Below are 13692 nucleotides of genomic sequence, written 5' to 3'. Positions count from 1 at the left end.
AGCATTGCGCATGCCAACCATCACACCCATGGCTGCGGCCAACATCGTGGCCTTGCTCGCTCAAATCCGCGCCGCGATGCCCCGCTGCGCACGCCGTTGGCTACATGCGTGAAATATCCGGGCTAGCGATGGTAGCGCCCGATGCAGGGCGCCAAATCGCGGAAATTACTTAGCGGGCAGAGCGGGAAAACCCTCTGCTGGGGCGCAACATGCGCAGGGAGCGGGCACCCCGGCTCACTGGTAGGTGCGCACGTCCTCGATCACCTTGCCATCGTTGGGCAGGCTGCCGGGCTGCACCAGCTCGACCTGGCCGCGCAGTTTGGTCACGTCGCGCACCGCGGTCTCGATCAGCGTTCGCAGGCCTTCATCGGCCTCGCTGGCCTCCACCTGCAGGCACATCTGGTCGTCCGCCATTTCGCCACTCACCACCAGCCGGGCCTTGCGGACCTGGGGAAAACGCCGCGCGATGTCGGCCACCTGGGAAGGGTGCACGAACATGCCGCGCACCTTGGTGGTCTGGTCCGCGCGTCCCATCCAGCCCTTGATGCGCGGGGCCGTGCGTCCGGTGGGGCATTGGCCGGGCAGGATGGCCGAGAGGTCACCAGTGCCGAAGCGGATCAGCGGGTACGCGGGGTTGAGCGTGGTCACCACCAGTTCGCCGACCTCGCCCTCGGGCACCGGGTCGCCGGTGCCGGGTCGCACGATCTCCACGATCACCCCTTCGTCGAGCACCAGGCCTTCGCGGGCCTGCGTCTCGTACGCCACCAGGCCGAGGTCGGCTGTGGCGTAGCTCTGGTAGACCGCCAGTCCGCGCTCGGTGAACCAGTCGCGCAGGCTGGGCGGAAACGCCTCGCCGCCCACGACGGCCTTGCGCAGGCTGCCGATGTCGCTGCCCAGTTCGATGGCCTTGTCCACGAGGATGCGCAGGAAGCTCGGTGTGCCGGTGTAGGCGTCCGGTCGCAGGTCGGCGATCGCCTGCAACTGCTGTTCGGTCTGACCCGTGCCGGCCGGAAAGACGCTGCACCCCACCGCATGTGCACCGGACTCGAGGATGAATGCGCCGGGTGTCATGTGGTAGCTGAACGCGTTGTGCACCAGGTCGCCTGCGCGAAAGCCGGCGGCAAACAGGCAGCGGCCCGCCCGCCAGTAGTCCTGCGTCGCGCCTTCGGGCTCGTAGATCGGTCCTGGCGAGGCGAACACGCGCCGCATCTGCGGGCCCCGAACCAGGGTCGAGAAGCCACCGAAGGCGTCCGTCCCGCGCTGCGCGCGCTGGCGCTCCAGCAGCGCGCTCTTGCGCGTTACCGGCAACTGGGCCAGCGCGCTGCGGCTGTGGACGGCGGCCGCGTCGACACCCTTGAGGATGTCCGCGAATGCCGTGCTGTGGGTCTGCGCATGCGCGACCTGCTGGGCCAGGGCGGCCATCTGCTCGGTCTCGCGCTGCTCGGGCGATCGGGTTTCCAGTGCGTCGAAGAATTCGGTCTGTGCCATGGTTGCAATGTGCGAGTGAGGTGACTGGAGCCAGAGATGCCGCGGAACCGGCTTTGCCGGGCCGCAGGCATCGCCCCTTGAGGGGGGTGACGCGCCGAAGGCACGGCGCAGAGGTGAGATGCCTATGCCAGCCAGCGCTTGCGCCGCTTGTAGCTCTTGACGTCCTTGAAGGACTTGCGCTCTCCCCCGCCCATGCCGAGGTAGAACTCCTTGACGTCCTCGTTGTTGCGCAAGTCGCTGGCCGCGCCGTCCATGACGATGCGACCGCTCTCCATGATGTAGCCGTAGTCGGCGTACTTGAGCGCCATGTTGGTGTTCTGTTCGGCCAGCAAGAAGGTGACACCCTCCTTCTGGTTGAGGTCCTTGACGATCTCGAAGACCTCTTCGACGATCTGCGGCGCCAGGCCCATGGAGGGCTCGTCGAGCAGCATGACGCTGGGGTTGGTCATGAGGGCGCGACCGATGGCGCACATCTGCTGCTCGCCCCCGCTGGTGTAGGCGGCCTGGCTGGTGCGGCGGGTCTTCAGGCGCGGGAAGTAGGTGTAGACCTTCTCCAGGTTGCGCGCGATCTCGGCCTTGTCGCGGCGGGTGTAGGAGCCGGTCATGAGGTTTTCCTCGATGCTGAGGTGGGCGAAGCAGTGACGCCCTTCCATGACCTGCACCACGCCGCGCTGCACGAGATCCGAGGTGCTGAGGTTCTCGATGCGCTCGCCGCGCAGCTCGATGCTGCCTTTGGTGACTTCGCCGCGCTCGCCCTTGAGCAGGTTGGAGATGGCGCGCAGGGTGGTGGTCTTGCCCGCGCCGTTGCCGCCGAGGATGGCCGCGATCTTGCCGTCGGGCACATTGAGCGAAACGCCCTTGAGCACGAGGATGACGTGGTTGTAGATGACTTCGATGCCGTTGACGTTGAGGACGATGCTGGATGTGCTCATGGATATTCCCTTGAAGGCCATTCGCAAGGCGCGGCACGCCGGCCTTGCGGATGACGGCTGGCAAACCAGCCGCAGTGCGGTTCACTCGCCGCGAGCGCCGTGCCCCATCAAGGGACACCGAAGGTCCGGCTCTGCCGGCCCAAGGTGTCACCCCCTTGGGGGGGTCGCGCGACGCGCGGCGGGGGTGTTCAGCTCTGGCAGTCGGCCGGCGTGCGCGGCGTCAGCTTTTTCTCAGCCGCGTACTTCGCGGCCGTGGACTTGACCATCGGTTTGATGATCTGCTGGTCGGCTTCGATCCAGTCGGAGGAGAACGCCCACTTGCTGCCGTCCCAGGTGTGAATGCGTGCTGCGCCCGCGCCCACGTGGTCAGCACACGAGGTGCTGATCGGTGCGCGCAGCACGCCCTTGAAGCCCAGCGCGTCCAGCTTTGCCTGCGTGAGGTTCAGGTTCTCCAGGCCCCAGCGCACCTGTTCACCCGTCATGACCTTGCCTTTGCCGAAGCGCTCCTGCGCGGCACGAATGCCTTCGATGCCCATGGCTGCGCTGACCACGCCCCGCAGGTACAGCGTTTCGCCCACCTCGTCGCGCGGGCCGGTGCCCTGACCTTTGTCGTGCAGCTTGGCCAGGATTTCCTTGACCACCGGCGCGTTCTTGTCGGTGCCATGTTGCAGCGTCACGGCGTTATAGCCCTTGGCGCCCTGGCCCACGTCGCGCACATCGGGTTCGGCACCCGACCACCACACGCCGTACATCTTCTCGCGGGGGTAGCCCGTCGCTTGCGCTTCCTTCAACGCGGTGGAGTTCATCACGCCCCAGCCCCACAGCAGGGTGTAGTCAGGACGGGCCTGGCGGATCTGCAGCCAGGTGGCTTTTTGCTCCACGCCGGGTGCGGTCACGGGCAGCAACTGCAGATCAAAGCCGTGCATCTTGGACCGTTCCTGCAGCAGCGGAATCGGCTCCTTGCCGAACGGGCTGTCGTGGTAGACCAGCGCGATCTTCTTGCCCTTGAGCTTGTCCAGGCCGCCTTCCTTTTTGGCGATGGCCTGCACGATGGCATCTGCTGCCACCCAGTAGGTGCCCAGCAGCGGGAAGTTCCATTTGAAGACGGTGCCATCAGCGCTCTCGCTGCGGCCATAGCCAGTCGTGATGAGGGGGATCTTGTCGATCGGCGCCTTCTCCGTCAGCGCGAAGGTGGCACCCGTGGACCAGGGATGGATCAGCGCGGCGCCGCCGTGCTTGCCTTTCAGGCGTTCGTAGCACTCCACGCTGCGCGCCGTGTCGTACATGGTCTCGCACTCTTCGACGAGCAGCTTCACGCCATTGATGCCGCCGCGCGCATTGACCAGCTTGTAGTAGTCCACGATGCCGTTGGCTGTGGGCGTGCCGTTGGGCGCATAGGCACCCGTGCGGTACGACAGCACGGGCAGGTACTGTTCCTTGGCTTGCGCCAGGGCGGCGGTGGATACCAGCGAGGCGGTGCCCGCCAGGGCCAGTGCGGCCGCGACCACGATCTTGCGAAGTTTCATCTTTGTCTCCTACTAGGTTTCAGGGGGTGGAAAACGCTTTGTCAGTTAACGTGCAAACACGTCGGAAAACATCGGTATTTGCGAGCACTCACCTGCACGGTTAGTGAGGGAATGGCCACAGGCGCAACTTCTGTTTTCCGATGGACCACAGCCGCGCCAGCCCGTGTGGTTCCACGATCAGGAACCACACGATCAACCCACCGAAGATCATCAGCTCGGCGTGCGAGACCGCGGTGGTGGAGATGGAGATGCCGAACAGCCCGGCCGCAAACGGCAGGAACTGACTCAACGCAATCGGCAGCACGACGATGAAGGCCGCGCCGAAGAAGCCGCCCATGATGGAGCCCAGGCCGCCGATGATGACCATGAAGAGCAGGCGGAAGGAGTAGTCCACCGAGAAGGCCGATGGCTCCCAGGCACCCAGGTAGATGAAGGCCCACAGTGCACCCGCCACGCCGATGATGAAGCTGCTGACGGCGAAGGCACTCAGCTTGGCGTACATCGGTCGGATGCCGATCACCGCCGCGGCCACGTCCATGTCGCGGATGGCCATCCATTCGCGGCCGATGGCGCTGCGCACCAGGTTCTTTGCCAGCAGCGCAATCACCGTGAGCAGCGCCAGGCAAAACACATACTTGCTGGCGGTGCTTTCCAGCGGCATGCCGAACACCTGCAGGTTGGACACCGCCACCGAGCCGGAAGGCGTGTCCAGCGTGAACCACTTGATGCGCAGGAACATCCAGTCGGCAAAGAACTGCGCCGCCAGTGTGGCCACCGCCAGGTACAAGCCGCGTACCCGCAGGCTGGGCAAGCCGAACAGGATGCCGAAGAAGGTGGCGCACAGGCCGCCCAGAATCAGCGCGGGAATGAGTGGCATGCCCGGCACGCGCACGAAGAAGTTGTAAGCCCCGTACGCGCCCACGGCCATGAAAGCGCCCGAACCCAGGCTGATCTGGCCGCAATAGCCCACCAGAATGTTCACGCCCACCGCTGCGAGCGAGAAGATCAGGAACGGGATCAGGATCGCGCGCATCAGGTAGTCGCTGGCCAGCAAGGGCACAGCCACGAAAGCCAGCACCACCATCGCCACGATCAGCCAGCGATCCTGCGCGATCGGGAAGATCTGCTGGTCGGTGCTGTAAGAGGTCTTGAACTGACCGTTTTCTCTGTAGAACATGGGTCAGTACCTCAAACGCGATCAATGATCTTCTCGCCGAACAATCCTTGCGGGCGGAAGAGAAGGAAAACCAGGGCGAGCACGTAGGCGAACCAGATCTCGATGCCGCCGCCGACAAAGGGGCCGAGGTACACCTCGGAGAGCTTCTCGCCCACGCCGATGATCAGACCACCCAGGATGGCGCCGGGCACCGAAGTGAGGCCACCGAGGATCACCACCGGCAGTGCGCGCAGCGCGATCGTGGTCAGCGAGAACTGCACGCCGAGTTTGGAACCCCAGATCATGCCGGCGACCAGCGCCACCAGGCCGGCCACGCACCAGACGATCACCCAGATGCGGTTGAGCGGGATGCCGATGGACTGGGCGGCCTGGTGGTCGTCGGCCACGGCGCGCAGCGCGCGGCCGGTGGCCGTTTTCTGGAAGAACAGGCTCAGCACGATCACCATGGCCGCAGCGATCACCGCCGCGATGATGTCCTCCTGGTTGAGCAGCAAACCACCCTCGAACACCGTGTCCAGCACGAACACCGGGTCCTTGGGCATGCCGATGTCGATCTTGTAGATGTTGCTGCCGAAAATGGTCTGACCCAGGCCATCGATGAAGTAGGTAATGCCCAGGGTGGCCATCAGCAGGGTCGCTCCTTCCTGGTTCACGAGGTGGCGCAGCACCAGCCGCTCGATCAGCCAGGCCATCACGAACATCAGCGCCCCGGCGATCACGAAGGCACCGATGTTGGCGACCCACAGGTTGTCAATGCCGGTCCACTGGGGGATCCACTCGGAGAAGCGGGCCATGGCCAGGGCGGCGAACAGCACCATGGCGCCCTGGGCGAAATTGAAGACGCCGGAGGCCTTGAAGATCAGCACGAAGCCCAGTGCGACCAGGGAGTACAGCATGCCCACCATGAGGCCGCCGAAGAGGGTTTCCAGGAAGAAAGCCATGTTGTGTTCCGTTCAGTGACTCGTGCCGAGGTAGGCGCTGATGACCTCCTCGTTGCTGCGCACCTCTTCGGGTGTGCCGTCGCCAATCTTCTTGCCGTAGTCGAGCACCACCACACGGTCGGAGATGTCCATGACCACGCCCATGTCGTGCTCGATGAGCACGATGGTGGTGCCGAACTCGTCGTTCACGTCCAGGATGAAGCGGCTCATGTCCTGCTTCTCCTCCAGGTTCATGCCCGCCATGGGTTCGTCCAGCAGCAACACCTGTGGCTCCATGGCCAGTGCGCGGCCCAGGTCCACGCGCTTTTGCAGCCCGTAGGGCAGCTGCCCCACCGGCGTCTTGCGGTGCGCCTGAATCTCCAGGAAGTCGATGATGTGCTCGACGAACTCGCGATGCGCCTCTTCTTCTTTCTGCGCCCCGCCAATGCCAAAAGGGTTGCGGATCGCCTGCATCAGCAGGTTGCTCTTGATGCGCAGGTTGCGCCCGGTCATGAGGTTGTCGATCACGCTCATGCCCTTGAAGAGCGCGAGGTTCTGGAACGTGCGCGCAATGCCCATCTCGGCCACCTGGCGGCTGTTCATGTGCTTGAAGGTCTGGCCCCGGAAGCTGATCGAGCCTTCTTGCGGCTGGTACACGCCGTTGATGCAGTTGAGCATGGAGCTCTTGCCCGCGCCGTTGGGTCCGATGATGGCGCGCACCTCGTGCTCGCGCACGTCAAAGCTGATGTCGGTGAGCGCCTTGACGCCGCCGAAACGCAGGCTGATGTTGTGCACGTCCAGGATGACGTCGCCAATCTTCTTGTTCTGTGTCATGTGATGAGAGGGGAGGGGACTCAGGCCGCGGCCTTGACAGGAGTGAACACCTGGGCATCGCCCAGCTTGAGCGTGGCGCTGACCGAGCCCGTGCGCCCGTCCTCGAACTTCACCTGCGTCTCGATGTATTGCTCGGGCTTGCCACCGTAGAGCGCATCGACCAGCACGCCGTATTTCTCGGCGATGAAGCCACGCCGCACCTTGTTCGTGCGCGTGAGCTCGCCATCGTCGGCGTCGAGTTCCTTGTGCAGCACCAGGAAGCGGCTGATCTGGCTGCCCGCGAGCAGCTCGTCGCGGCTCAAGTCGGCGTTGACCTGCTCCACGCACTCGCGGATGAGCTCATAGACCTCGGGTTTTTGTGCCAGGTCGGTGTAGCCCGCGTAGCTCAGGTTGCGCCGCTCGGCCCAGTTGCCCACGGCTTCGAAGTCGATGTTGATCATCACGCACACGCGTTCGCGCTGGTCGCCGTAGGCCACCGCCTCCTTGATGTGGGAGAAGAACTTCAGTTTGTTCTCCACATACTTGGGCGCGAACATGGCGCCGTCGAAGGCGCCGCCTTTCAGGCGCCCGACGTCCTTGACGCGGTCGATGATCTTCAGGTGCCCCGAGGCGTCGATGAAGCCCGCGTCGCTGGTGTGGTACCAGCCATCGGCGCTGAGCACCTCGGCCGTCGCCGCCTCGTTCTTGTAGTAGCCCTTCAAGAGGCCTGGCGACTTCACCAGAATCTCGCCGGAGTCCGACAGCCTGATCTCCACGCCTTCGCAGGGCACGCCCACGGTGTCCGCGCGCGCCTCGTGGTCGGGCTGCAGGCAGACGAAGACAGCGGTCTCGGTGCTGCCGTAGAGCTGCTTCAGGTTGATGCCGATGGAGCGGTAGAAGCTGAAGAGATCGGGGCCGATGGCCTCGCCCGCGGTGTAGGCCACGCGCACGCGGCTCATCCCCAGGTTGTTTCTCAGCGGGCCATAGACCAGCCAGTCGCCCACGCGGTACTTGAGCCGGTCCAGGAAACCCACGGCGCGCCCGTCCATGAGGGCCGGGCCCACGCGGCGCGCCAGCGCCATGAAGCGGTGGAACATCTGGCGCTTGAGCACACCCGCGTCTTCCATGCGGATCATCACGCTGGTGAGCAGGCCCTCGAACACCCGCGGGGGCGCGAAGTAGTAGGTGGGGCCCACCTCCTTGAGATCGATCGTCACGGTGGAGGCGGACTCGGGGCAGTTGACGACATAGCCTGCCACCAGCCACTGCGCGTAGGAAAAGATGTTCTGCCCGATCCAGGCCGGGGGCAGGTAGGCCAGCACCTCGTCGGCGCTGGTGAGCTTGTCGAAACGCGCGCCCACCGCGGCGCGGTCGATCAGGGTGTGGTGGGTGTGCACCACTCCCTTGGGGTTGCCGGTGGTGCCGCTGGTGAAGAACATGGCGGCCACGTCATCGGGGCTCACGCGCTCCACCTCGCCCTGGAAGAAGTGGGGGTTCCCGCTCGAGAAGGCCTCCCCAGCCTCGATCAGCGCACCCAGCGCGCCCAGCCCGGGCTGGGCGTAATTGCGCAGCCCGCGCGGATCGTCGAAGTAGATGTGGCTCAGTTGCGGGCAGCGCTCGCGGATCTCCAGCATCTTGTCGACCTGCTCCTGGTCCTCGACCACGCAGAAGCGCACCTCGGCATTGTTGATGGGGAAGACGCACTCGCCGGCCACCGCATCCTGGTACAGCGGCACAGGAATCGCCCCCAGCGACTGCGCCGCCAGCATCGTTGCGTACAACCTCGGGCGGTTCGCGCCGATCACCACCATGTGCTCGCCGCGCTGCAGCCCCGCCTGGTGCAGCCCGCAGGCCAGCGCCTGCACGAGATACGCCATCTGCGACCAACTCGTGGTCTGCCAGATGCCGTATTCCTTCTCGCGCATCGCGGCGCCTTCGGGCCGGCTGCGGGCGTGGCCCAGCAGCAACTGGGGAAAAGTGGTCTGCATGCGTGTCTCCTGAGTCCGGTCTGGGGTGACCGGCATCACCAATGTCTCAATCAGGACATTGCGTTCTGCTGCGCATGGTAGGCCTTCATTTGACGCCATGTTGTCGGTTCGACGACAATCTCGGGTCATCCCTCCTAGGACTTTCCCCTAGCGTGCAGCTCTGTTTTCAAGCGGTTCCAGCCCACCCATGAGCCCCTTCACTCCCCACCGTTCCGGCAGCGTGCTGCGCGACCGCGCGCGGCCCCCCACCGAGGCGGAGCTGGCCGAAATTCCCTGGCTGGAGCGCCTCACGCCGGGCGAACGCGAGCGCGCCGTGGCCGCGCTGGTGGTGGGCGAAGCCGAGGCTGGCGACCACCTCTGCCGCTTCGGCCGACCCGTGACGTACTGGTTCGGCCTGGTCGACGGCTTGCTCAAGATGAGCAACGACGATTCGCAGGGGCCGGTGATCACGTTCACCGGCGTGGCGCCCGGGGGCTGGTTCGGCGAGGGCACGGTGCTCAAGCACGAGCACTACCGCTACAACATCCTCGCGCTGCGCAAGAGCCGCGTGGCCGGGCTGCCGGTGGAGACATTCGACTGGCTGCTGGACCACTCCATCGGCTTCAACCGCTTCGTCATGCACCAGCTCAACGAACGCCTGGGCCAGTTCATCGCAGCGCGCGAGATCGATCGCCTGAACAACCCGGACCTGCGCGTGGCGCGCAACCTGGCCGCGCTGTTCCACCCGCTGCTCTCGCCCAACGTGGGCGGGGTGCTGCGCATCACCCAGCAGGAACTGGCCTATCTGGTGGGACTGTCGCGCCAGCGTGTCAACGAGGCGTTGACCACGCTGGCCTCGAAGGGCTGGATCCGTGTGGAGTACGGTGGCCTGCGCGTGCTGGACCTGACTGCTCTGCGCTCCGGTGTGCTGGATGAAGCATGATCAACCCATGACGACCGACAAACCCGCTGCCCGCACACTCAAGCTGAAACCGGGCGCAGCCGGCAAGGCCCCTGCCGACCCATTCGCGCCACGCCGCGCGCCGGTGCGCCCGCCCGGCCCCGCGCGTGCGAAAAGCGTGTCGGCCTCGGCGCCCAAGCCGCCGCGGGAACCCGGCGCCCCGCGGACCGGCCCCGCTGGCGAGCGTGCCGAGCGTGCCGAGCGTGCCGAGCGTGCCGAGCGTGCGGCTCCGCGCCGCGCCGACCCGCCGCACGCTGCCATCGACCGTCCAGCCCGTGGCCAGGCCGCCGCACCGCGTCCGCCCCCGCCCCAGCCCCGCCCGCAGTCCCAGCCCCATCGGCCGGATCTCGCCCGGGTGGGCAACGTGCGCGGAGAAATCCGCCTCAACAAACGCATGGCCGACCTTGGCCTGTGCTCGCGCCGCGAAGCCGACGAATGGATCGCGCGCGGCTGGGTGCGGGTCAATGGTGCACCGGCGGTGATGGGGCAGCCGGTGCCGGCCGACGCGCAGATCGAGGTCGCGCCCCAGGCGCGCCACCAGCAGAGCGGGCAGGTCACCATCCTGTTGCACAAGCCGGTGGGGTATGTGAGCGGCCAGCCCGAGGACGGGCACGAGGCTGCGGCCACGCTGATCGGCGCGCCCAGCCAGTGGCGTGGCGATGCCAGGACGCCCGCAGACGGTCGCCGCTTTGCGCCCGAGCACACGCGCGGCCTGGCGCCGGCCGGGCGGCTGGACATCGACTCCACCGGCCTGCTCGTGCTCACGCAGGACGGCCGCGTGGCGCGCACGCTGATCGGCGAGCACAGCGGCGTGGAAAAGGAATACCTGGTGCGCGTGCATTTCGCGCCCAACGGCCCGCTGGGCGCTGGCGTGGTGACGCAGAACGTGCAGGCCGTGTTCCCGCCCGCGCAACTGGCCCTGCTGCGCCATGGCCTGAGCCTGGACGGCCAGGCGCTGCGTCCCGCGCAGGTGGACTGGCAGAACCCAGAACAGCTGCGTTTCGTGCTCACCGAGGGCAAGAAGCGCCAGATCCGGCGCATGTGCGAGCAGGTCGGGCTGCACGTGGTGGGCCTCAAGCGCATCCGCTTCGGCAAGGTGGTGCTGGGCAACCTGCCCCAGGGGCAGTGGCGCTACCTGCGGTCTGACGAAGCGTTCTGAGCGCGTCCCGCGCCGCCGGCCGGCGGCCCCTGTCACACACTTTCGGGCCGCTCCCGTCCACAATGGCCCATGGACCCCACCCAGCCGCCTTCCGGCCCGAAAGCCCTGCTGAGGCACGTGCGGCCCGGCGACCTGCGCGCGGCGGTGCGCCTGGCCGCCCAGGCCACCACTGGCGTCATCGGCGTGGCCGAGGGCGTGCACCAGTCGGTGCGCGACCGCCTGGGCCTGCCCCCGGGCGCGGGGCCCGGGCGCACGGGCGGCCTCACGGGCCAGATCTACCAGGGCATCCGCGGCGTCACGCAGCTCGTGGGCCACGGGCTGGACAGCGCGCTGGCGGTCCTGCTGCCCATGGTGGACGACCCTTCGCGCCACCCGGAACCCTCGCCCGCGCGCGAGGCGGTGCTCGCGGCGCTCAACGGCGTGCTGGGCGACCGGCTGCTCGAAAGCGGCAACCCGCTGGCGCAAGCCATGGAGCTGCGTTACCAGGGCCGTCGACTCGTGCTGGAGAGCCCGCAAGCCCTGCAGGACCGCCTGGCCGGCGTCTCGCCACACCTGCTGGTGCTGCTGCACGGCCTGTGCATGAACGACACGCAGTGGCTGCGCAACGGCCACGACCACGGCGCCTTCCTGGCGCAGGCGCTGGGCTGTACCCCGGTCTACCTGCGCTACAACAGCGGCCTGCACACCTCGACCAACGGGCGCGAATTCGCGCGGCAGCTGGAGTGGCTCGCTGCCCAGTGGCCGAGGCCGCTCGAATCCATCACCCTGGTCGGCCACAGCATGGGTGGGCTGGTGGCGCGCGCCGCCTGCGAGGTGGCGCGGCAGGACGGCCACCGCTGGCGGCCCCTGCTCAGGCACATGGTGTTCCTGGGCACGCCGCACCACGGCGCACCGCTGGAACGCGCCGGCCACGGCGTGGACGTGATGCTGGCCGCGACCCCGTTCACCGCGCCTTTCTCGCGCCTGGGCCAGATGCGCAGCGCCGGCATCACCGATCTGCGCCACGGCCATGTGCGCGACAGCGACTGGCAGGGCCGCGCGCGCTTCGGTTCCGGCGATGACCACCGCGAACCCCTGCCCCTGCCCGAAGGCGTGGCCTGCTTCACCATCGCGGCCACGCTCGCGCCCCGGCGCGGCCTGCTGGCCGACCGGTTGCTGGGCGACGGCCTGGTGCCGCTGCGCAGCGCCCTGGGCCAGCACGACGACCCGCGCCACCGCCTCGTGTTCGCGCGCGAGAGCCAGCGCACGGTGCACCGCACGGGCCACCTGGAGCTGCTGTCCAGCCCCGTGGTGGCTCAGCAGCTGCTGCAGTGGCTCGCCCCGATGGCGGTGGACATCGAGTAAGGAGATCCCTCAGCGTTCGCGCGCGGCCTCGTGCCACGCGCGCTGCACGGGCGACAGCAGGTATTGCATCACCGTGCGTTGGCCCAGCAGGATTTCGGCCTGCGCCTGCATGCCCGCCGTCAGCGCATGGCGCGTTTCATCGCGCACCAGGTCGACCTCAAGCAGGTTGACCGTTGCCTTGTAGCGCGGCGGTGGGGCGGCGCCTTCGGTGGCGGCCGTACGCCCGGGATCTTCGGCCTGTGCATCGGCGTTCACCCAATGCACCTCACCCTGTGCCATGCCGTATTTCTGAAACGGATAGGCCGCGAACTTGAGCTTGACGGGCTGGCCCGGTCTGACAAAGCCGATGTCATCGTTGGACACCCAGACCTCCACCTTCAGTGGCGCCTGCTGCGGCACCAGGGTGGCCAGCACGGTGCCGGGCTGCACCACCGTGCCCACGGTGTGGGTGGCCAACTCTTTCACAATGCCTTCGTGCGGCGCGCGCAGCTCCATCAAGGCGCGACGGTGCTGCTGCTTCTTCCAGTCGGCCTCCAGGCGGTCCAGCTGTAACCGCACTTCGGCGCGTTCCGTGTGCAGGCGCTGGCGGTACTCGGCTTTGATTTGTTCCAACTTCTTCACCGACTGATCGATGCTCGCCCGCGCCGAGGCGATCACGTGCTGCTGGGTGGCCAGCTCCTGTTCCTTTTCGATGCGTTCGCGGCGCTTGTCGCTGACCATGAGCTGGCCGGTGAAGCCTTGGTCGGCGAGTTGTGCATACGCTGTTTCCTGAGCCTGAAAGTGGGGCATGACCGCCTGCAGCCGCTGGCTTTGCTGCTGCGCGGCCGCCAGCTCTTGTTGCGCCTTGAGCATGCGGCTGCGCTCTTCAGCGAGAGCGGTACTCAGCGCCGCCTGATTCGCCCGCTGTTGCGCAGCGGCTTCCTGTGCCAGGGCTGACGGGGCCTCGGCTTCGGTGTTCATCGATCGCTCTGCCAGCTCGGCGTCCAGGCGACGCAGCGCGAGTCGCTTGCGCCAGCGCTCGGTGGTCAGGGCGTGGAGGTCGGTGTCGCTGATCAGCGCGTCCATGCGCATCAGCACCTGATTCTGCTGCACCTGTTGTCCCTCGCGCACCATGATTTCGCTGACGATACCGGCCTCCGACGGCTGCACGATCTTGAGGTAGTCCTCGGGCACCAGCTTGCCTTCGGCCACGGCGACGATGTCGAGCCGGCCCAGCGAGGCCCAGACGAGCAGGAAGACCAGCAGCGCCAGAAGGCACCAGAGCACGCGCCGGCCAATGGGTGAGGGGGCCTGCTGCTGCAGGCGGATCAGGGGTGGGTGAAAGGCGAGGTGGTCGGGGTTGGTGGATCGAGCGTCGTTCATGGGGTGGTTGCGTCAAGGCGTGGACACGACCGCGGCGACCCCG

At 66.9% G+C, this 13692-nt stretch carries 11 protein-coding genes; 3 read left to right on the top strand and 8 right to left on the bottom strand.

What is annotated here, in order from left to right; genetic code table 11:
- Window positions 1-234: 234 nt before the first annotated feature.
- From AB7P10_RS19335 to AB7P10_RS19305, 7 genes are all read right to left on the bottom strand, one after another.
- Window positions 235-1488, bottom strand: coding sequence for a phenylacetate--CoA ligase family protein (locus tag AB7P10_RS19335; RefSeq protein ID WP_428295472.1), 1254 nt, complete (start codon window positions 1486-1488; stop codon window positions 235-237).
- A gap of 122 nt (window positions 1489-1610) precedes the next feature.
- Window positions 1611-2420 carry an ABC transporter ATP-binding protein gene (locus tag AB7P10_RS19330; protein ID WP_428295471.1) on the bottom strand — a complete coding sequence of 270 codons (810 nt, stop codon included), beginning with the start codon at window positions 2418-2420 and terminating at the stop codon, window positions 1611-1613.
- Window positions 2421-2608: 188 nt separating this feature from the next.
- The gene (locus AB7P10_RS19325) at window positions 2609-3946 is read right to left on the bottom strand and encodes an ABC transporter substrate-binding protein (protein ID WP_428295470.1); all 1338 of its coding nucleotides are present in this window, start codon (window positions 3944-3946) and stop codon (window positions 2609-2611) included.
- 100 nt (window positions 3947-4046) lie between these two features.
- A complete protein-coding gene (locus AB7P10_RS19320; RefSeq protein ID WP_428295469.1) occupies window positions 4047-5123 on the bottom strand; it encodes a branched-chain amino acid ABC transporter permease in 1077 nt (358 codons plus the stop codon).
- 11 nt (window positions 5124-5134) lie between these two features.
- On the bottom strand, window positions 5135-6064 hold the full coding sequence (locus AB7P10_RS19315; RefSeq protein ID WP_428295468.1) for a branched-chain amino acid ABC transporter permease: 930 nt from the start codon (window positions 6062-6064) through the stop codon (window positions 5135-5137).
- Window positions 6065-6076: 12 nt separating this feature from the next.
- Window positions 6077-6877 (bottom strand): ABC transporter ATP-binding protein, encoded by an 801-nt coding sequence (locus tag AB7P10_RS19310; RefSeq protein WP_428295467.1) that lies wholly within the window; start codon window positions 6875-6877, stop codon window positions 6077-6079.
- A gap of 20 nt (window positions 6878-6897) precedes the next feature.
- A complete protein-coding gene (locus AB7P10_RS19305) occupies window positions 6898-8844 on the bottom strand; it encodes an AMP-dependent synthetase/ligase (RefSeq protein WP_428295466.1) in 1947 nt (648 codons plus the stop codon).
- 187 nt (window positions 8845-9031) lie between these two features.
- On the opposite strand from AB7P10_RS19305, the gene AB7P10_RS19300 reads away from it, so the two are divergent.
- The 3 genes from AB7P10_RS19300 (at window position 9032) to AB7P10_RS19290 (ending at window position 12287) form a co-directional block, all read left to right on the top strand.
- A complete protein-coding gene (locus AB7P10_RS19300) occupies window positions 9032-9766 on the top strand; it encodes a Crp/Fnr family transcriptional regulator (protein ID WP_428295465.1) in 735 nt (244 codons plus the stop codon).
- A gap of 7 nt (window positions 9767-9773) precedes the next feature.
- Window positions 9774-10943, top strand: a complete 1170-nt coding sequence (locus tag AB7P10_RS19295) for a pseudouridine synthase (RefSeq protein WP_428295464.1) — start codon at window positions 9774-9776, stop codon at window positions 10941-10943.
- 69 nt (window positions 10944-11012) lie between these two features.
- Window positions 11013-12287: an alpha/beta hydrolase gene (locus AB7P10_RS19290; RefSeq protein WP_428295463.1), complete on the top strand. Its 1275-nt coding sequence runs from the start codon at window positions 11013-11015 to the stop codon at window positions 12285-12287.
- Between the two features lie 9 nt (window positions 12288-12296).
- Here the strand turns inward: AB7P10_RS19290 and AB7P10_RS19285 are convergent, their stop codons facing one another.
- Entirely contained in the window at window positions 12297-13649 is a 1353-nt protein-coding gene (locus AB7P10_RS19285) for an HlyD family type I secretion periplasmic adaptor subunit (protein ID WP_428295462.1), read from the bottom strand.
- Between the last annotated feature and the right edge of the window lie 43 nt (window positions 13650-13692).

The sequence above is a fragment of the Hydrogenophaga sp. genome, from assembly GCF_050182545.1.
Classification (GTDB): domain Bacteria; phylum Pseudomonadota; class Gammaproteobacteria; order Burkholderiales; family Burkholderiaceae_C; genus Hydrogenophaga.
Note: the sequence above shows the minus strand (reverse complement) of the source record. Positions and strands in the feature narration are given on the sequence as shown.